This is a genomic window from Burkholderia cenocepacia (genome assembly GCF_900446215.1).
Lineage (GTDB): Bacteria > Pseudomonadota > Gammaproteobacteria > Burkholderiales > Burkholderiaceae > Burkholderia > Burkholderia cenocepacia.
Genome location: NZ_UAQZ01000001.1, coordinates 1,642,841 through 1,660,273, shown reverse-complemented (window position 1 = coordinate 1,660,273; position 17,433 = coordinate 1,642,841). Strand labels below are relative to the sequence as shown.

The 17,433-nt window shown below is 67.4% G+C and carries 16 protein-coding genes; 10 read left to right on the top strand and 6 right to left on the bottom strand.

Annotation, left to right across the window (positions count from 1 at the left end):
- Positions 1–9: 9 nt before the first annotated feature.
- Complete coding sequence (locus DTA15_RS07745) at positions 10–2,139, bottom strand: TonB-dependent receptor (protein ID WP_034178275.1); 2,130 nt, start codon at positions 2,137–2,139, stop codon at positions 10–12.
- A gap of 807 nt (positions 2,140–2,946) precedes the next feature.
- On the opposite strand from DTA15_RS07745, the gene DTA15_RS07740 reads away from it, so the two are divergent.
- Complete coding sequence (locus tag DTA15_RS07740; RefSeq protein ID WP_006484641.1) at positions 2,947–4,575, top strand: NADP-dependent glyceraldehyde-3-phosphate dehydrogenase; 1,629 nt, start codon at positions 2,947–2,949, stop codon at positions 4,573–4,575.
- 91 nt (positions 4,576–4,666) lie between these two features.
- Here the strand turns inward: DTA15_RS07740 and DTA15_RS07735 are convergent, their stop codons facing one another.
- From DTA15_RS07735 to DTA15_RS38505, 3 genes are all read right to left on the bottom strand, one after another.
- Positions 4,667–5,710, bottom strand: a complete 1,044-nt coding sequence (locus DTA15_RS07735) for a T6SS immunity protein Tli4 family protein (protein WP_006494155.1) — start codon at positions 5,708–5,710, stop codon at positions 4,667–4,669.
- A 230-nt stretch (positions 5,711–5,940) separates the two neighbouring features.
- On the bottom strand, positions 5,941–6,573 hold the full coding sequence (locus DTA15_RS07730) for a LysE family translocator (RefSeq protein ID WP_006484586.1): 633 nt from the start codon (positions 6,571–6,573) through the stop codon (positions 5,941–5,943).
- 297 nt (positions 6,574–6,870) lie between these two features.
- Positions 6,871–7,020 carry a hypothetical protein gene (locus DTA15_RS38505; protein ID WP_006484525.1) on the bottom strand — a complete coding sequence of 50 codons (150 nt, stop codon included), beginning with the start codon at positions 7,018–7,020 and terminating at the stop codon, positions 6,871–6,873.
- Positions 7,021–7,161: 141 nt separating this feature from the next.
- Between DTA15_RS38505 and DTA15_RS07725 the strand changes: the two genes are divergently transcribed.
- The 5 genes from DTA15_RS07725 (at position 7,162) to DTA15_RS07705 (ending at position 12,221) form a co-directional block, all read left to right on the top strand.
- Positions 7,162–7,485, top strand: a complete 324-nt coding sequence (locus DTA15_RS07725) for a hypothetical protein (RefSeq protein ID WP_006484612.1) — start codon at positions 7,162–7,164, stop codon at positions 7,483–7,485.
- 88 nt (positions 7,486–7,573) lie between these two features.
- Entirely contained in the window at positions 7,574–7,777 is a 204-nt protein-coding gene (locus tag DTA15_RS07720) for a hypothetical protein (protein ID WP_006492868.1), read from the top strand.
- Positions 7,778–7,859: 82 nt separating this feature from the next.
- Positions 7,860–8,345: a hypothetical protein gene (locus DTA15_RS07715; protein WP_006484540.1), complete on the top strand. Its 486-nt coding sequence runs from the start codon at positions 7,860–7,862 to the stop codon at positions 8,343–8,345.
- A 242-nt stretch (positions 8,346–8,587) separates the two neighbouring features.
- A complete protein-coding gene (locus DTA15_RS07710; RefSeq protein WP_006492865.1) occupies positions 8,588–10,057 on the top strand; it encodes a PepSY-associated TM helix domain-containing protein in 1,470 nt (489 codons plus the stop codon).
- A 40-nt stretch (positions 10,058–10,097) separates the two neighbouring features.
- Complete coding sequence (locus DTA15_RS07705) at positions 10,098–12,221, top strand: TonB-dependent receptor (RefSeq protein ID WP_006484616.1); 2,124 nt, start codon at positions 10,098–10,100, stop codon at positions 12,219–12,221.
- 94 nt (positions 12,222–12,315) lie between these two features.
- On the opposite strand, the gene DTA15_RS07700 is transcribed toward DTA15_RS07705, so the two are convergent.
- The gene (locus DTA15_RS07700; RefSeq protein ID WP_006484563.1) at positions 12,316–13,548 is read right to left on the bottom strand and encodes an NADH:flavin oxidoreductase/NADH oxidase family protein; all 1,233 of its coding nucleotides are present in this window, start codon (positions 13,546–13,548) and stop codon (positions 12,316–12,318) included.
- Positions 13,549–13,625: 77 nt separating this feature from the next.
- Here DTA15_RS07700 and DTA15_RS07695 point away from each other — a divergent pair, with 77 nt between their 5' ends.
- The 3 genes from DTA15_RS07695 (at position 13,626) to DTA15_RS07685 (ending at position 15,333) form a co-directional block, all read left to right on the top strand.
- On the top strand, positions 13,626–14,084 hold the full coding sequence (locus DTA15_RS07695; protein WP_006484623.1) for a MerR family transcriptional regulator: 459 nt from the start codon (positions 13,626–13,628) through the stop codon (positions 14,082–14,084).
- Between the two features lie 100 nt (positions 14,085–14,184).
- Entirely contained in the window at positions 14,185–14,880 is a 696-nt protein-coding gene (locus tag DTA15_RS07690; RefSeq protein WP_006484558.1) for a hypothetical protein, read from the top strand.
- Between the two features lie 132 nt (positions 14,881–15,012).
- Complete coding sequence (locus DTA15_RS07685) at positions 15,013–15,333, top strand: DUF1330 domain-containing protein (RefSeq protein WP_006484625.1); 321 nt, start codon at positions 15,013–15,015, stop codon at positions 15,331–15,333.
- 28 nt (positions 15,334–15,361) lie between these two features.
- On the opposite strand, the gene DTA15_RS07680 is transcribed toward DTA15_RS07685, so the two are convergent.
- Positions 15,362–16,198: an NAD-dependent epimerase/dehydratase family protein gene (locus DTA15_RS07680; protein WP_006484602.1), complete on the bottom strand. Its 837-nt coding sequence runs from the start codon at positions 16,196–16,198 to the stop codon at positions 15,362–15,364.
- A gap of 71 nt (positions 16,199–16,269) precedes the next feature.
- Between DTA15_RS07680 and DTA15_RS07675 the strand changes: the two genes are divergently transcribed.
- Entirely contained in the window at positions 16,270–17,373 is a 1,104-nt protein-coding gene (locus DTA15_RS07675) for a LacI family DNA-binding transcriptional regulator (RefSeq protein WP_006484546.1), read from the top strand.
- Positions 17,374–17,433: the final 60 nt, after the last annotated feature.

Here is a 17,433-nt window from a genome sequence, read left to right as displayed (position 1 = left end):
CCGCGTGCGTTACATGTGCCACTTCACCGTGGCGGTCAGCGTGCGCGGATCGCCCGGCATGTTGTACAGGTCCGCGTTGCCGTGCGCGGCGATGAAGTAGCGTCGATCGAACAGGTTGTCGAGCGTGAGCGTCACGTCGACCTTCTTGCTGCGATAGCCGGCGCCCAGGTTGAACACCGTGAACGACGGCAGCGTGACGAGATCGCTCGCCGACGTATAGCGCGCGGACTGGAACTGCATGCCGGCCGCCGCATAGAAGCCGTACGGCAGCTCGCGCTTGAGCCACAGGTTCGCGCTGTGGCGCGGCATCAGCCCCGGCGTGTTGCTCGACACCGCCAGGCCGGCCGCCGTCGATTGCGCGGACCCGTCCACCGTGCCGTTCAGGTACGCGTAACCCGCATACACCGACCACTTCGGCGCGATCTCGCCGGTGAAGCCGAGCTCCATCCCGCGCACGTGCTGCGTGCCGATCGGCAGGGCATAGCCGGGATTCGCCGGGTCGCCGATCTGCTGGTTGGTCTGGCGCATGTCGAACAGCGCGACGCTGGCCGTCGCCTTGCCGCCAAGGTCGAAGCGCGAGCCCACTTCATACGCGGTGGTCTTCTGCGGCGCGAGCGCGGCGCCGTTCGAGAACGCGCCGGAACTGATCAGCGTGTCGGCCAGCGGCGAGAACGACTGGCTGAACGACCCGTACAGCGTGAGCCAGTCGAGCGGTTCGTAGATCAGGCCGACGCGCGGGCTCCATGCATGATCGGTGCGGTCGAGATTGACGTTCGACGACGTGTAGTCGTGGCGGATCTGGTTCAGGTAATCGAAGCGCAGGCCGGCGAGCACCTTCCAGTGTTCGGTCAGCGAGATCAGGTCCTGCGCATAGACGCCCGCGAGCCCGACGACGGTCGACGCGTTCGTCTTCGCACGCGTGCCGCCCGGCACGCCGGGCAGGACGACCGGCTGCGGATTGAACAGATCGTAGGTCGCGACCTTCGTCACGCTGTAGATCGTGTCGAACTTCTGCTGCTGCGACAGCTCCAGCCCGTACAGCAGCTCGTGACGCATGCCGAACAGCGAGGTCTTCTGCGTGAGTTCGAACAGCCCGTCGATGCCGTGATCGGTGCGCTGGCGCGTCGACTGATCGAGCGTGACGACCGGGTGCGCGGCGGTCTTGATCGGCTCGTACGTCACGTAGTTCTTCCGCTCGAGCGAGAAGTCGTACGCGCGGATCGCGCCGTGGAACGACAGCGAATCGTTGAAGCGGTGATCGAGCGACACCGTCGCGCTTTTCGCGGAGATGTCGTTGTACGAACTGTTCCCGCCGTCGGCCGACCCGTAGTACGTGTTGATCGGCACGTCGACCGGCCGGCCGCGATACGCGGGCAACCCCTGATCGGACGTGCGGCGGTCGTGCAGGTAGTCGAATTCGACGTTCAGCACCGTGTCGCGGTCGAGCTTGAACTGCGCGGACGGCGCGATCGCCTGCCGGTTGAGCTGGAACCGGTCGCGGAAGCTGTTCGAATTCTCGGCCGCGCCGGTGATGCGAAAGCGCGCCGCGTCGTTCGGGTTCCAGCCGAGATCGAACTCGCCGCGCCGCTCGCCGCGCGTGCCGAGCGTCACGCCCACGTCGTTCACCGGGTTCGCCTGCGGCCGCTTCAGCACGCGATTCACGATGCCGCCCGCCGAGCCGCGCCCGTACAGCACGGCCGCCGGCCCCTTCAGCACCTCGACGCGATCGACGTTCGACAGGTCGCGGTAGTACAGCGCGTCGTCGCGAATGCCGTCGACGTACTGGTCCGTGATGCTGTTGAAGCCGCGGATCGTGATCTGGTCGCGCTGGCCGTCGCCGACCGAGAAGCCGACGCCCGGCACGTTGCGCAGCGCGTCCTGCAGCGACGTCGCGTTCTGATCCTCGATCACCGCGTGCGGCACGACGTTCACGGTTTGCGGCACGTCCATCAGCGACATGTCGGTCTTGGTCGCCGCGCGCGAATGGCCGCCGTCGTACGACCCATGCTCGGCGGCCGCGTTGACGGAAATCGCGGGCAGGGTCGCCGCGGCATCGCTCGCCTGCGCAAACGAAGTGCGGGCGCCGGCCAGCGACGTGGCGATCAGAAGCGCATGGCACGCGCTCGTGTGGAGTTTCATCGTGAACGTAGAGGTGGTGAAGAAAACGGCGAACGGCCAGCGCAAGCGGCACGAAAAAAGCCGTGACATCCCGTCACGGCTCGTAATGCGGCGAAATAATAAACGAGAATGATTCGTGTTTTTAATTAATTTTCAACGTGTCGCCTGGCCACAACGTGAATACGCGATGCGCTCTGCATTCCTGACGAATGCCTTTCTGTTTCAAGCAATTGGGCGGCTCGAATCGTAATAAAAACGAAAGCATTGGATCGATCGCGTCATGCGGCGACGATCGGTAAAAGGCGGGGATTCGGGATACGACGGCGGAGAAGCTGAAGAGGATCACGAAGGATCGGCCAAGCTGGCGGGACTGGCGGGACGGATTCAACGGTCCGGTGCGCGCCGGACCGGGCAACCCCGACCCGGCGCTCCGGGCAGCCGACCTCGTATCGGCAGCGCGGCGGACCGACTTCTATTCTTCACTACGTCTGCTCTCAGGTTCACTGCATTTTTTTCCTCACCGCGCTGCGCCATTATCCGCTCAATTCGGCCGAAGTAAAACGTTTGCGGTTGCACCCAGGCCGTTATACCGGCGATTCGGAAACAGTCTTTCTAAATACTTACGATGCCGCTGCCGCGATTCGGTCATTGTTGCATTCGTGACGGCGTTCCTTTTTAATGGAACTGGTTCCATTCGCTGAATCGGCCACGTTCCCGCGTGACGCGCCGTCGCGTGCAGGTCATGATGCCGATTCAGGATCGAGGATCATTCAGCTCAGGATTCGCATCGCCCGTCCTTCCCGGACACCCCCGTCAAACGAGACCGTCATGCCCGATTCCGCCTCCCTGCAGCACCTCTTTCCCGCCTTACAGGACATCCCCGCCGAATTCCGGCTGGCTTCGCCGATTCACCAGCGCGTGTCGCTCGTCGACGGCGAATTGCGACCGTGGGACGGCGCGACCAAGACCGTGCTGTCGCCCGTGTGCGTGCGGCAGCCGGACGGCGGCGTCGAGCAGGTCGAGATCGGCAGCTATCCGGTGATGGGCGAAACGGAAAGCGACGCGGCGCTCGACGCCGCGGTACGCGCGTACGACGCCGGCCGCGGCGAGTGGCCGACGATGAAGGTCGAGCAGCGCATCGCGTGCATGCAGGATTTCATCAAGCGGATGGTCGCGCAGCGCGAACGCGTCGTGAACCTGATCATGTGGGAGATCGGCAAGAGCCTCGCCGATTCGCAGAAGGAATTCGACCGCACCGTCACGTACATGACGCAGACGATCGACGCGCTGAAGGAGCTGGACAACGCGAACTCGCGCTTCGTGATCGCGGAGGGCACGATCGGCCAGATCCGCCGCACGCCGCTCGGCGTCGTGCTGTGCATGGGCCCGTACAACTATCCGCTGAACGAAACCTTCGCGACGCTGATCCCCGCGCTGCTGATGGGCAACACCGTGGTGTTCAAGCCGCCGCAGTACGGCACGCTGCTGTTCGAGCCGCTGCTGGAAGCGTTCCGCGACGCGTTCCCGAAGGGCGTGATCAACACGATCTACGCGCCGGGCGCGGTGGTCGTGCCGCACATGCTCGCATCGGGCAAGATCAACGTGCTCGCGCTGATCGGCTCGAGCAAGGTCGCCGATCACCTGAAGAAGCAGCACCCGAAGTCGCACCGGCTGCGCGCGATCCTCGGTCTCGATGCGAAGAACGCGGCGATCGTGCTGCCCGACGCCGATCTCGACCTCACCGTGAAGGAGTGCCTGCTCGGCGCGCTGTCGTTCAACGGCCAGCGCTGTACCGCGCTGAAGATGCTGCTCGTGCATCGCTCGATCGTCGACGAATTCCTGAAGCGCTTCACCGCCGCGCTCGAACAGCTGAAGATCGGCATGCCGTGGGAAAAAGGCGTCAGCATCACCCCGCTGCCCGGCATGCATCGCACCGCGTACATGACGGACGCGATCGACGACGCGAGGGCGAAGGGCGCGCAGGTCGTCAACCATCAGGGCGGCGAATTCAGCAAGACGCTGTTCTACCCGGCCGTCGTGTATCCGGTGTCCGAAGGAATGAAGCTGTACCGCGAGGAGCAGTTCGGGCCGATCATTCCGGTCGCGCCGTTCGACGACGTGGAAACCGCGCTCGACTACGTGACGACGTCGGAGCACGGCCAGCAGGTCAGCATCTTCGGTTCCGATCCGGCGCAGATCGGCGCGCTCGTCGATCCGCTCGTGAACCAGGTGTGCCGCGTGAACATCAACTGTCAGTGCCAGCGCGGGCCCGACGTGTTCCCGTTCGCCGGACGCAAGGATTCGGCCGAGGGCACGCTGTCGGTGAGCGACGCGCTGCGCGCGTTCTCGATCCGCTCGATGGTCGCGGCGAAGCAGACCGACGGCAGCAAGCAGCTGCTCGACTCGATCGTGTCGGATCACCACTCGAAGTTCATCAATACGGGCTTCATTTTCTGAAGCCGCTTCGATGCGGGGCCCCCGCCGTGCATGGCGCGGCGGGGCGTCCGGTCGAACGCATCGCCCGCGTCGCCCGCATCACCGCCGCCGGTCAGATCGCGCCCGGTCGCGCGTGCAGGCCGTTCAGCAGCGTGTCCCATGCCTGCAGCGCGCGCGCCTCATCGACCGGCGAGGTGGCCTGCGCCGGCGGCAAGTCGCTCTGCCCGGCCACGCCCAGCAGCATCTCGATCGCGGTATGCGGCTGCGCAAGCGTGGCGGCATTGCCCGGCGCGAGCAGGTAGAAGCGATAAGCCGTGACGGCGCCGTCCCGGAGCTCGAACAGCACTTCCTCGGCATCCATGCCGGCAATCGACCGTTTCCCCTCGCGCAGGAGACGATGGCTTCCGGGCAGGCGATCGAATTTCGCGCGCAACGCGGGCAGCGTACGGCTGAACGGCTGCTCGCGATCGTCGCCGAAGGCATTGCGCGACTGGATCACGAGCAGCGCCGGTCGGCCCGGCATCAACGCGAACGATTGCCTGACTTCTTCGGGGTAGGTGGACGATCCGGTCACAATCCCGCCGTCGAAGCAGAAGCCCGGTTCGGTCGGTACGACCCAGTTGTCGCGCATCCGGATGCGCCGGAACGTGTCGTCATAGACGCCCTCGACACGATCCAGCGCATCGGCGCCGATGCTGCCCGTCGTGCGGACGAGCGTGCGGTTCGCGTACAGATAGCCTTCGGTATCGAACGGCAATGTGACGGATTTCGCCGCCGCTTCGTTGAAGACGAAAACACGCGAATCCGGTACGGGGGAAAAGGCCATTTCCAGCCACGCGTGACGGGTCTTCCGATCCATCTCGACCGGATTCGCGCGCAGCCGGGTACGCATCACCTGCTCGCGAGCGGCGATGGCGGCCTGGTAGGCATCCGGCGGCACCTCGTGCGTCGTGAGCAGTTGCTCCCCGCGGTACGCGTAACGCTGACTCGAGATCTCGCTCGAAACCGGCCGATCGAACACCAGGCGGCCGATACACCACGGACGTACTTTGGACAGCAGCGGATTGCTTGTCGCCGGATCGGCGGAAAACACCGAAGTGCAGGCACACAGTCCCGCCAGCACACCGAACCAGCGCAAAAGACGAACCATCAGCATCTTCCGGTACCTCGTGCATCCTTCATGGGTTGCCCGACACTGTACCCGGAAAGACGCGGCCCTCGCCGTTGCACGGGTCGCGCAGCAGCGGGCGGTGCGAGGCCCGATGCGGGCACGTCAACCGGCACGTCGGCCACGCCGGTATCGACGGCACGCACGACGCCGTCACCGGCGCGACGATTGCGCGGGCTGACCGCCTCTCGCGGCCCGCGCAGCCGGCGCGCGACACCTCACACGTTCGTCACCAGCAGCCGCACCCCCGCCACGCCGAACACGACGGCCAGACACGCCTCCATCGCACGCCGGCCGCGCACGTACAGCCGGCGCGCACCGTCCATCGAGAACACCAGCGCATAGCCGCCGAACACCGCGCAGCCGATCGCGAGGCAGCCCGGCACGACGGCGCCGTGCGCGCCGCCCGCGCCGTTCGACGACAGCGCGACGATCGACACCCACACGAGAATCGCCTTCGGATTGGTCAGGTGCAGCATCGCGCCGCGCACGTAGAAGCGCGACAGCCGCTGCTCGCGCGCCGCGTTCGCCGATGCCGCCGGCGGCCCCGCCAGCGCCGTGCGCGCCGACTTGAACGCGAGCCACAGCAGGTACAGCCCGCCGAAGACCTTGATCGCGATCAGCAGCTTCGACCATGCGAGCAGCGCGGCCGATACGCCGAGCGCCGCCACCGTCGCCCAGAACATCGACCCTGAAATCACGCCGAGCGCGAACGCCAGCGCCGCCTTGCGGCCCTGGTTCGCGGCGACCGACATGATCGCGAGATTGCTCGGCCCGGGGCTGGCCGTGCCGATGAAATAGGCCGTGTAGGCGAGCAGCAGATTGGCCGAGAAGAAGGTGTGGACGCTCATGTCGAATCTCGCGGGGATGGTTCGGAGATTGTTGGCAAACCCGCGCCGTCTGCCCATGGACAATTGTGCGGCCGATCGCTGGGCCAGTTGCGTGGTCATGCAACCGATCGCCGCACGCCGGACCGTCTCTGTTTTGAAACAACCGGCGCGTCCGCCGCCGGTTCGCGCGACGCAGCGGCACGCGTTCCCCGCGGCCGGGTCCCGTCGGCGGACGCACGGCGGGCGTGGCCGAACCGCGCGACACGCGCCGTGCCGGCCGTGCGCCGACGGAAACGCGCGACGTGCCGGATACCTGCGTTACGTTACATCCGTGAAGCATTTCACCTCGTCGCGCCGCTGCAGGCGCCCGACGCCGCCCGCCGTGCGCGCGTAGACGCCCTCCTCGATCGCCAGCCCGATCCAGTCCCGGCGGGACTCGCCGACCGATGCGGGAGCGCGGCTCAACATTGCTCAACAATCGTCCGGCGGCGCTGGTACGGAATCTGCATTCCGTTCGGGCAGAAGCCGCGCTGGCGCGCGGACATGAATTCACCCGCGGGCGCCCCAACGGCTACGCCCGTACGATGTGCACACGCAACGAGGCCCTTCATGGATGCGCAGCCCAATTCGTCCGATACGTCGTTCCAGCTCTTCCTCGCGAAGGTGCTCGAACAGCCGCTGCCCGACTGGACCGAGAAACAGCAGATGGAACTCGAGATGGCGCGCACGCTGTCGACGCAAATGGTCACGCTCGCCGAAGACATGCGCGGCCGCACGCCCGATCTCGCGCGCTGCCTCGTGCTGCTGCGCTACGCGAAGGTGCTCGATTTCATGCTGACGTCGCTCGCCGCGCACCGCGACATTCATCCGCAGACGCTGCGCACGCTGTTCCGGCTCGCGAACCTCAAGGTCGACGATGCGTATCCGGTGTGAGCCGGCGCAACGGAGCGCGTGCCGCACACGGCCGTCGTGCCGGCGCCGGCCGTCCGCGATGCGCTCGCATGCCGGATAACCTCGCCGCATGCGCATCGGAAACCGGACATCCCGGCTGGCCGGCGAGCCCGGCCTCTTCGTGAAGCAATACGGGCGCAACGCACGGAAACACCTCGACCCGAACGACACCGAACGCGCGATGAGGCGACTGTCGACGGCCGACCTCCCCGGTCTGCCAGCCGACGACGCAACCGAAGAAGACCAATCGGGTGTGGACTCCGGTCCCGTCTGACGCAACCCGACCCACCTCGACCCACCCCGCACACGCACGGCCCGCCTGCCCCTCCACGCAAACGGAGGTACAATCGCGCGCCATGAACGCACTTCGCCGCTTCCTGCTCCGGCCAGGCGTCGCACGACAGTGGCTGTGGGGGTTCCTCCTCGTGACGCTGCTGTCCCGCGCGCTGATGTCGGGCGCCGTGATGCTCGATCCGGACGGTCCGGATGCGGGCTCGGTGGTGCTGTGTTCAGGCCAGGGCCCGCTGATCGTCACCGCCGCCGCGCTGGCCGCCCGCTTCGACGCGAGCGCGCCGATCACGCCGGCCAACGACGCGCTGGCGCTCGTCGATGCACTGAAGCATGACGCGCACGCCGACAAGGCGGCGTCTTCCGGCAACGGCGACAGCCTGTGCGCATTCGGCGCCGCGCTGTTCACCGCGCTCGCATCGTTCGTGCTGCTGGTGCTGCTGTTTCCCGCGGCGGTTCCCCGACGCTTCCGCGTTCACTTCGACAGTCTTCCTTTCGTGCGATCGCTATTCGACGATCGCCCGCCCTCCCGCGCCCCTCCTCGGTTCTGCTGAACGTTCCACCCCGTGGCGCATGCACGTCGACGTGCACGCGCGTTCACGCCGTTCGTTTCACCCGACCTGATTCACGCGTTCACCCGCCAGCCCGCATCGCGCGGGCGACGCCGCCCTGCGCATCGTCCGCGCAACGTGCCGCGCCGCCTGCCGCGGTGCGGCCTGCACGCGGGTGCGACGCACGTTGACGGCCGCCGGCCCGCGCCGGTCCCGCCGCTCGACGCATACGAGGAGTTCACACCATGTCGACCACCGTCGATCGGGCCGTCGCGCCCGCCCGTTCCGCCAGCGCCGGTTACCGGACGCTCTGGCGCTGGCATTTCTATGCCGGCCTGTTCGTGATGCCGTTCCTCGTGATCCTCGCGATCACGGGCACGCTGTACGGCTTCCAGCCGCAGATCGAGCCGCTGCTGTATCCGCACCGGCTGGTCGTCGAACCGCGCGCGACGCCGCGGCTCGATGCCGACACGCTGCTCGCCCGCGCCCGCACCGCGATGCCGGCCGACGCGACGCCGGTATCCGTGCAGGTCGCCACCGCGCCGGACCGCAGCGCCGAGTATGTTTTTCGGCTGCGCGACGGCAGCCGCGAGAGCGTGTACGTGAGCCCGTACGACGGCCGCGTGCTCGGCACGCTGAGCGTCGAGAACCGCTTCATGCAGGTCGACCGGATGCTGCATCGCAAGCTGCTGCTCGGCAAGACCGGCGAGTGGCTGATGGAGCTCGCCGCCTGCTGGACCTTCGTGATGATCGGCACCGGCATCGCGCTGTGGTGGCCGCGCGGCGCGGCACGCGTCGGGCGCGCGCTGCGGCCCGACCTGTCGCTGCGCGGCCGGCCGCTGTGGAAGAGCCTTCATGCGACGGCCGGCATCTGGCTCGCGGCCGGCACGGTCGCGTTCATCCTGACCGGGCTGCCGTGGTCGGGCTCGTGGGGCAAGAACTTCAAGGCGCTCGCCGCGACCGTGAACCTCGGCGCGCCGGAAGGCGCATGGGGCGGCGCGTCGGTACGCTCGACGCGCCCCGGTGCCGCCGCGACGGCCGGGCAGGCGCCTGCGCAGGCCACCGCGCCGTCCGGCCATCACCACGATTCCGGCGAATCGATGCCGGGAATGGTGATGGACGACCTGCCGTTGCCGCAAACGCCGTGGGCGGTCGGCAACGTGCCCGTGCCGCATTCGCCGTCCGCGCCGACGCCCGCGCCGCTGCCGCTGGCCCGCGCGATCGCGATCGTCGCCGGGCTCGGCGTGACGAGCGGCTACACGCTCGCGCTGCCGTCCGGCGCGGACGGCGTGTTCACCGCGTCGTACTTCCCGGCCGACCCGAAGGCCGAACGCACGATCTACGTCGACCAGTACAGCGGCGCGGTCCTGAAGGACATCCGCTATGGCGACTACGGCGCGGTATCGAAAGCGGTGTCGTACGGCACGTCGCTGCACATGGGCCGCTATTTCGGCCTCGCGAACCAGATCATTTGCGCGGTGCTGTCGCTCGGGCTGGCCGCGATGGCCGTCACGGGCACCGTGATGTGGTGGAAGCGCCGCCCGGCCGGGACGCTGGGCGCACCGTCGCGCGAACGCGGCACGCCGCCGATGCGCGGCTGGATCGCCGGGCTCGTGCTGCTCGGCATCGTGTTCCCGCTGATGGGACTGACGATCGTCGCGGTCTGGTTGCTCGACCGACTGCTGTTCGGCCGCGCCGCGCGCGCCGCGGCGTGATCGACGCAAGCGCTTCCCCCATTCGAAGGAAACCGAAACAATGAAGTTCAAATCGATGCTGCCCGCCGCCGTGCTCGCGGCGCTCTCGCCGGCCGGGCAGGCCCACGCACAGGAACGCGGCGTCGACGGTGCCGGCGCCACGCTCGCGCCGATTCTCGTCGACGCGCAGAAGGCGCCCGCCCTGACGCAACCGCTCGACACCGGCAGCCATCTCGGGCTGTCGCCGCTCGAAACGCCCGCGAGCGTCGAGCAGATCAACCGCGCGACGCTGGACACGCGCGGCGACAACTCGATCATCGACGCCGTGAGCCGCGCCGCCGGCATCAGCGCATCGCCGCATCCCGGCAACGGCAACTCGGAGCTCGCCGCGCGCGGCTTCGTCGGTGCATCGTCGGTCACGCAGCTCTACGACGGCATGCGCCCGTACGGCGCGATCGGCGTCACGTTCCCGTTCGACACGTGGTCAGTCGACCACATCGACGTGTTGCGCGGCCCCGCTTCGGTGATCTACGGCGAAGGCGCGATCGGCGGCGTGGTCAACATCGTGCCGAAGAAGCCGACGCGCACGCCGATCCGCAACGAGCTGCAGGTCGGCGGCGGCACCGAAGGCACGGCGCGCGCCGCGTTCGGCAGCGGCGGCGCGATCAACGACAAGCTGTCGTACCGCTTCGACGTCAGCGGCAACCGCTCGTCGAACTGGGTCGATCGCGGCGACTCGCGCAACCTGTCGGTGTCCGGCGCGCTGCGCTACGACGTGACGCCCGACCTGTACGTGACGGCGTCGTATGCGCAGGGCTTCATGCATCCGATGCAGTATTTCGGTGTGCCGCTCGTCGACGGTGCGCGCGATCGCGCGCTCGACAAGAAAAACTACAACGTCGGCGACGCCGACATCGCGTTCCGCGACAGCTGGGCCACCGTCTCGGCGAACTGGCAGCCGAGCGACGCGCTGAACGTGACGAGCACGCTGTACCGGATGAAGAGCAACCGTCACTGGAAGGACGCCGAGTACTACACGTACCTGCCGTCGAGCGCGCAGGCGCGGCGCAGCAGCTACACGGAGATCTTTCACGACCAGGAACAATACGGCAACGTGACGACGGCCACCGTCGGCAGCGCGCTGTTCGGGATGCGCAACACGTTTTCGGCGGGCGTCGAGTTCAACCACACGACGTTCCAGCACGACAACAATTCGCCGTATGCGGGCACGTCGACGGTCGATCCGTTCAACGTCGATCCGGGCAGTTTCCTCAACACGGCCGGCACGTTTCCGAAGTACCGTAGCCAGTCGAACCAGTACGCGCTGTTCGCGGAGAACCGGCTCGAGATCACGCCGCGCTGGTCGGTGATCGGCGGGCTGCGCTACGACCATGCGAGCGTGAACCGCGACGATCTCGTGAACGGCGGCGCGTTCACGAAGGTATTCGCGAACACGGGCTGGCGCCTCGGCACCGTGTACGACGTGCGGCCCGGCCTCGCCGTATACGGCCAGTATTCGGTCGCGGCCGATCCGGTCAGCTCGCTGCTGTCGCTGAATGCGTCGAAGGCCAACTTCACGCTCGCGACCGGCCGGCAGATCGAGATCGGCGTGAAGCAGTCGTTCCTCGACGGCAAGGCCGAATGGACGCTCGCCGCGTACCGGATCGTGAAGCGTAACCTCCTGACGGCCGACCCGGTGAATCCGAACCAGTCGATCCAGGTCGGCCAGCAGTCATCGCGCGGGCTGGAGGCGACGGTCGGCGCGGAGATCGCGAAGGACTGGCGCGTCGATGCGAACGTGTCGATCCTGCGCGCGAAATACGACGATTTCCAGCAGTCGTCCGGCGGCACGACCGTGTCGCGCGCGGGCAACGTGCCGGTGTCGGTGCCGCAGCGGCTCGCGAACCTGTGGATAAGCTGGCGCTTCGCGCCGGACTGGACCGGCATCGCGGGCGTCAAGTACGTCGGCAAGCGGTTCGCCGATACCGCGAACCAGCTCGTGATGCCGTCGTACACGACCGTCGACCTCGGCCTCGCGTGGAAACCGCGCAAGGACACGACGATCACCGCCCGCGCGTACAACGTGTTCAATCGCCGCTACGTGCAGTCCGCGTACTACAACGAGACGCAGTATCTGCTCGGCAACGACCGGCGCGTCGAGGTGCTGGCGAACTACCGGTTCTGATGCGGCGCGCCGCCGCGCAACGCGTCCGCCGATGCGTGCGCGGCGGCGGGTCGGTCAGCTTCCGGTCTCGCCGCTGCCCGCCCGAAACGGCCCGTCACGCGCGCGGGCCGGCCATCCACTTCCGGTAGCGCCGCGTCTGGCACTGCGCGGCCAGTTGCTGGCGCACCAGCGCGCGCAGCGGCGACACCCGAGGATGCGTGCGACGCCCTTCGCTGAGCCGCGTGAGCTGGAACTTGACGACGGCCATGTTCGCCAGCGCGCCCAACGCCTTGTTCTTCCAGCGGATCGGCTGCAGCACCGGCGCGCTGTCCTTGCCCGCGCGCCAGTCGCGCGGCAGGTTCGGGTCGATCGACAGTGCGGTCGCGATACCGACCATCGCGACACCGCTGTTCACTACCTGCTCGGCCACCGCACGGCGCCGGATGCCGCCCGTGACCATCAGCGGCATCCGCGCGACGGCCGTGATGTCGCGCGCGAATTCGAGGAAGTACGCTTCGCGCGCGAGCGTGCGCCCGTCGCGCGCCTCGCCCTGCATCGCCGGCACTTCATAGCTGCCGCCCGACAGTTCGACGAGATCGACGCCGAGCGGATTCAGCAGTTCGACCACCCGCTTCGCGTCGTCCGCGCTGAAGCCGCCGCGCTGGAAATCGGCCGAGTTCAGCTTCACCGCGACAACGAAGGCCGGCGACACCGTCGCGCGCACCGCCTTCACGATATCGAGCAGCAGGCGCGCGCGATTCTCGATGCTGCCGCCCCACTGATCCTGGCGGCGATTGGTCAGCGGCGACAGGAACTGGCTCAGCAGATAGCCGTGCGCCGCGTGCACCTGCACGCCGGTGAAGCCGCTTTGCTCCGCGAGCTGCGCGGCGCGCACGAAGCGCTGCTGCACGTCGGCGATGTCGGCCGCCGTCATCTCCTTCGGCACCGGAAACTGCTTCGACAGCGCGCCGAGCGCGAGCGGCACGGCCGACGGCGCGAGCGTCGTCTGGCCCAGCGCCGCCTGCATCTGGCGCCCCGGGTGATTGATCTGCATCCATACGTGCGCGCCGCCCGAGCGCGCGATCTGCGCCCAGCGGCGGAACCGGTCGAGATGCGCGTCGCTTTCGAGCACGACGCCGTTCGGCCCCGTCATCGCGCGGCCGTCCACCATCACGTTGCCGGTCAGGATCAGGCCGACCTGACCGTCGGCCCACGCCTGGTACAGGCGCAGCAACGCGTCGGACGGCGCGTGGTCCGCATCGGCCATGTTTTCTTCCATCGCGGCCTTGGCCAGACGGTTCGGAATCACCGCCCCGTTGGGCAGTGTGAGCGGCGCAAACAGATTCATGGTGGACACCCTCGATTGACGATGCCCAACGATAACTTTAAAGTCAACTTTAAGGTCAAGCCCTTTTGGAGCCCATCATGAAAATCGGCGAACTGGCGAAGGCGAGCGGCCTCGCGGCGTCGCGCATCCGCTTCTACGAAGCGAGCGGCCTGCTCGAACCGGCCCGCCGCCAGGCGAACGGCTATCGGGAATACGGGCCGGAAGCGTTGACGCGGCTCGCGATCATCGATCGCGCGCAGCGCGCAGGCTTCTCGCTCGACGAGATTCGCGCGGTGCTGCCGCCCGATCTCGGCGCATGGCCGCACGACGAACTGCTGGTCGCGCTGCGGCACAAGGTCGACGAAATCGCGCTGCTCGAACGGCGTCTCGCGCAGAACCGGCAGCACCTCGAGACGCTGATCGACGAAATCGAGAACAAGCCCGAAGGCGAGGATTGCGCGGGCGCCGCGCAGCGGATGCTCGACCGGCTGTGCGAGCAGGCCAGCCAGCCGCTGGAGTCCGCCCCTGTGGTGCGGCCGGCGCGCAAGCGCGCGTGACCGGCTACACTGCGTCACCCATCGATCAACCGGCGCTGCGGCGACACGCGTCGCCGCATGCGCACCGTCTTCCGCCGAGCACCCTCACGACCGTATCCGCATGACGATCCCCCGTATCAAAGGATTTTTCATCGCCGTACTGCTGACGTTCGGCATCGGCAGTGCCTTCGCGTCGACGTGCGACGACACGCATTCGTCGATCCGTTGCCCGGACACCTCCGATCTGCCGGCCGACATCGTCGCGCAACTGCCCGCCGGTTACGAAGCGCTGGATGCCGCATCGGGGCGCCTGACCGACGGCACGCGCAACGGTTACGTCGTCGTCGCGCATCAGCCCGGCGATTCGATGCAGACGCCGTCGCTGCGTCCGCTGCTGATCTTCCTGCAGGGTGCGAACGGACGCTACCGGCTGGCGGCCCGCAACGACACCGTGATCATGAAAGCCGACGAAGGCGGCATGGGCGACCCGTATCTCGATGGCGTCGCCGAGAACGCGCTCACGATCGAGCCTCGCATGTTCACCGTCGAACAGGGCGTATTCGCAGGCCATAACCACTGGCGCGACCGCGTGACGTTTCGCTATGACGTCGCGCATCGCACGTGGCTGTTCCATCGCGAAGTGTTCCGGAACTGGCGATTCAACTACGAACAGGACGGCGATGCGCTGAAGGCCGACCCGGTACGCGTCACGCGTGCGAATGCGGCAAAGGCCGTTTCGTTCGAAGCGTGGCGGCCGAGTTACTGGTGCGATTCCGCCGAGCGGCGCAACAACGATCCGGCTTGCCGCAAGCATTGACGGCGGCCGGCTGGCGGCGAGGCGGGCGCGGCTGCGAGGATTTGCTTACGTCGCAGGTAATCGACGCGCGCCGTCCGCGCCGCGATCATGGCTCCATCGACTCTCGAACCGCATCACGCCAAGGAGCCCGCCATGACCGCCTACGCCATCGCCCACCTGCATGACGTCGACATGTGCGACGACATCGTCGAATACCTCGAACGGATCGACGGCACGCTCGCGCCGTACGACGGCCATTTCGTGATTCACGGCGCACGCCCGGAAGTGCGCGAAGGCGAATGGCGCGGCGACCTGATCGCGATCGCGTTTCCCGATCTCGACACGGCGCGCGCATGGTACGAATCGGATGCGTACCGGCAGATCCAGCCGCTGCGCGCGCGACACGCGAGCGGCCCGCTGATCCTGATCGACGGCGTCGACGAACGGCACAAGGCGACCGACATCCTGCGCTGAATCATCACGCCGGCGATGCCGACACCGCTTACGACGCCTTCCGCTCCATCGGCTCGCCGACGACGAATCCACCGCCCTGGAACCGCTGTGCGGGATCGTCGTACTCGGCGGTCGGCGCCGTCACCGGGAACAACCCGGCGAACTGTTCGGAGCTGTCGCGCGGACGGAAGCCGAGGAAACCGACCTTCGTGTTGTCCCACCACTTCACCGGGTTGTCCGACGCGCCGTAGACGATCGCGTGCCCGACGCGGTTCGTCAGCAGCGAGCAGCGCACGAGCTCGATGAAATCGCGATAGCTGAGGAACGTGACGAGCATCCGCGGATTCTTCGGCACCTCGAACGACGAGCCGATCCGCAGACATACGGTTTCGATCCCGAAGCGGTCGAAGTAATACCTCGACAGCGATTCGCCGAAGCACTTCGTCACGCCGTACAGGCTGTCGGGGCGCAGCGGCGCATCGGCGTCGAGCACTTCCGTGACCGGATGGAAACCGATCGCATGGTTCGAGCTCGCGAACACGACGCGCTTTACGCCGTGCTTGCGCGCGGCTTCGTACAGGTTGTACGTGCCGGTGATGTTCGCGCCGACCAGATCGTCGAACGGCGCATCGACCGAAATGCCGCCGAGGTGGACGATCGCGTCCACGCCGTCGACGAGCTGCATCACGGCCGGCCGGTCGGCCAGGTCGACCACGCGGATTTCTTCATGCGCGGCCGCGTCGTCCAGCGCCGCGATGTCGCTGACGCGCACGACGTCGGCCCAGTCGGCGAGCGCGCCGCGCAACTGGCGGCCGAGGTTGCCGGCCGCGCCCGTCAGCAGCAGGCGGCCGAACGGTTTGCGCGCGGCGGTGGATGAGGCGTTCATCGAATCTCCTTGGATCTGACCTGAAGCGGAAAACGTTTTCCAACTATACGCGGACGCGCCGTCGAACGTCAATGGTCGAACCCGTTCGCAGCCATCCGCACTTTCCCGATATCGACGGCTGGCCGCGCGCCGGCTTTTTCTGCCACAATCCGGCGTTATCGAACGAAAACGTTACCCTTCCGATGAAAAAAGTTTCCCCGACGATCCGCGACGTGGCCGCGGAAGCCGGCGTGTCGGTCGCGACGGTATCGAAGTACGTGAACGGCACGCAGCGCTTCTCGCCGACCGTCGAGGCCCGGCTCAAGGAAGCCATCGAGCGGCTCGGCTACCGTTCGAACCCGCTCGCGCGTTCGATGATCACCGGCCGCACGCGCACGATCGGCCTCGTGATCCTCGACATCAGCAACCCGCACTTCACGAACGTGGTGAAAGGCGCGAACCGCGTCGCGCTGCAGCACGACTACACGCTGCTGCTCGTCGATACCGAGGAGAGCCAGGCGCGCGAACGCTCGCTGATCGAGGCGCTCGCGCAGCGCGTCGACGGGCTGATCGTCAGCACGCGGATGCCCGACGAGGAAGCCGGCTGGATGCTCGACCTCAACAAGCCGCTCGTGCTGCTGCGTCGCAGCCCGGGCCTGCCGATTCCGAGCGTCGGCATCGACAACCGGCTGTCGACGTACATGCTCGCGCGCCATCTGCTCAACCTCGGCCACACGCGCATCGCGTATCTCGGCTTCGGCACCGCACGCGTGAACGACGAACGGATCCAGGGCGCGCGCGACTGCCTCGCCGAAGCGGGGCTCACGCTGGACGTGCACGACGCGCATGCGCCGACCGCCGAAGCCGGCGAGCGCGCGTGCTCCCGCGTGATGCTCGGGCCGCAGCGCCCGCAGGCCGTGATCTGCTACAACGACCTGATCGCGCTCGGCTTCATGAAGGAAGCCGCGTCGCTCGGCTTCCGGCTGCCGCAGGACGTGTCCGTCGCCGGCGTCGACAACGTGCCGTATGGCGAATACGCGGCGCCCGCGCTGACGACCGTCGACATCCAGAGCGAAAACATGGGCGAGCTCGCGATGCAGAAGCTGATCGACGCGCTCGCGGGGCGCACCGACGCGAGCTACTCGACGTTCGAGCCGCGGCTGATCATGCGCGCGTCGACGGCCCCGGCCGGCTGACGCGTTCGCGGCACCCGGCTTCCCCGCCCACAAAAAACGCCGCCCGAGGGCGGCGTTTTC

What these genes read in the sequence shown, in the direction of transcription:
- DTA15_RS07745 (WP_034178275.1), bottom strand. Translation starts at nt 2,139, where the DNA reads ATGAAACTCCACACGAGCGCGTGCCATGCGCTTCTGATCGCCACGTCG.
- DTA15_RS07740 (WP_006484641.1), top strand. Translation starts at nt 2,947, where the DNA reads ATGCCCGATTCCGCCTCCCTGCAGCACCTCTTTCCCGCCTTACAGGAC.
- DTA15_RS07735 (WP_006494155.1), bottom strand. Translation starts at nt 5,710, where the DNA reads ATGCTGATGGTTCGTCTTTTGCGCTGGTTCGGTGTGCTGGCGGGACTG.
- DTA15_RS07730 (WP_006484586.1), bottom strand. Translation starts at nt 6,573, where the DNA reads ATGAGCGTCCACACCTTCTTCTCGGCCAATCTGCTGCTCGCCTACACG.
- DTA15_RS38505 (WP_006484525.1), bottom strand. Translation starts at nt 7,020, where the DNA reads ATGTTGAGCCGCGCTCCCGCATCGGTCGGCGAGTCCCGCCGGGACTGG.
- DTA15_RS07725 (WP_006484612.1), top strand. Translation starts at nt 7,162, where the DNA reads ATGGATGCGCAGCCCAATTCGTCCGATACGTCGTTCCAGCTCTTCCTC.
- DTA15_RS07720 (WP_006492868.1), top strand. Translation starts at nt 7,574, where the DNA reads ATGCGCATCGGAAACCGGACATCCCGGCTGGCCGGCGAGCCCGGCCTC.
- DTA15_RS07715 (WP_006484540.1), top strand. Translation starts at nt 7,860, where the DNA reads ATGAACGCACTTCGCCGCTTCCTGCTCCGGCCAGGCGTCGCACGACAG.
- DTA15_RS07710 (WP_006492865.1), top strand. Translation starts at nt 8,588, where the DNA reads ATGTCGACCACCGTCGATCGGGCCGTCGCGCCCGCCCGTTCCGCCAGC.
- DTA15_RS07705 (WP_006484616.1), top strand. Translation starts at nt 10,098, where the DNA reads ATGAAGTTCAAATCGATGCTGCCCGCCGCCGTGCTCGCGGCGCTCTCG.
- DTA15_RS07700 (WP_006484563.1), bottom strand. Translation starts at nt 13,548, where the DNA reads ATGAATCTGTTTGCGCCGCTCACACTGCCCAACGGGGCGGTGATTCCG.
- DTA15_RS07695 (WP_006484623.1), top strand. Translation starts at nt 13,626, where the DNA reads ATGAAAATCGGCGAACTGGCGAAGGCGAGCGGCCTCGCGGCGTCGCGC.
- DTA15_RS07690 (WP_006484558.1), top strand. Translation starts at nt 14,185, where the DNA reads ATGACGATCCCCCGTATCAAAGGATTTTTCATCGCCGTACTGCTGACG.
- DTA15_RS07685 (WP_006484625.1), top strand. Translation starts at nt 15,013, where the DNA reads ATGACCGCCTACGCCATCGCCCACCTGCATGACGTCGACATGTGCGAC.
- DTA15_RS07680 (WP_006484602.1), bottom strand. Translation starts at nt 16,198, where the DNA reads ATGAACGCCTCATCCACCGCCGCGCGCAAACCGTTCGGCCGCCTGCTG.
- DTA15_RS07675 (WP_006484546.1), top strand. Translation starts at nt 16,270, where the DNA reads ATGGTCGAACCCGTTCGCAGCCATCCGCACTTTCCCGATATCGACGGC.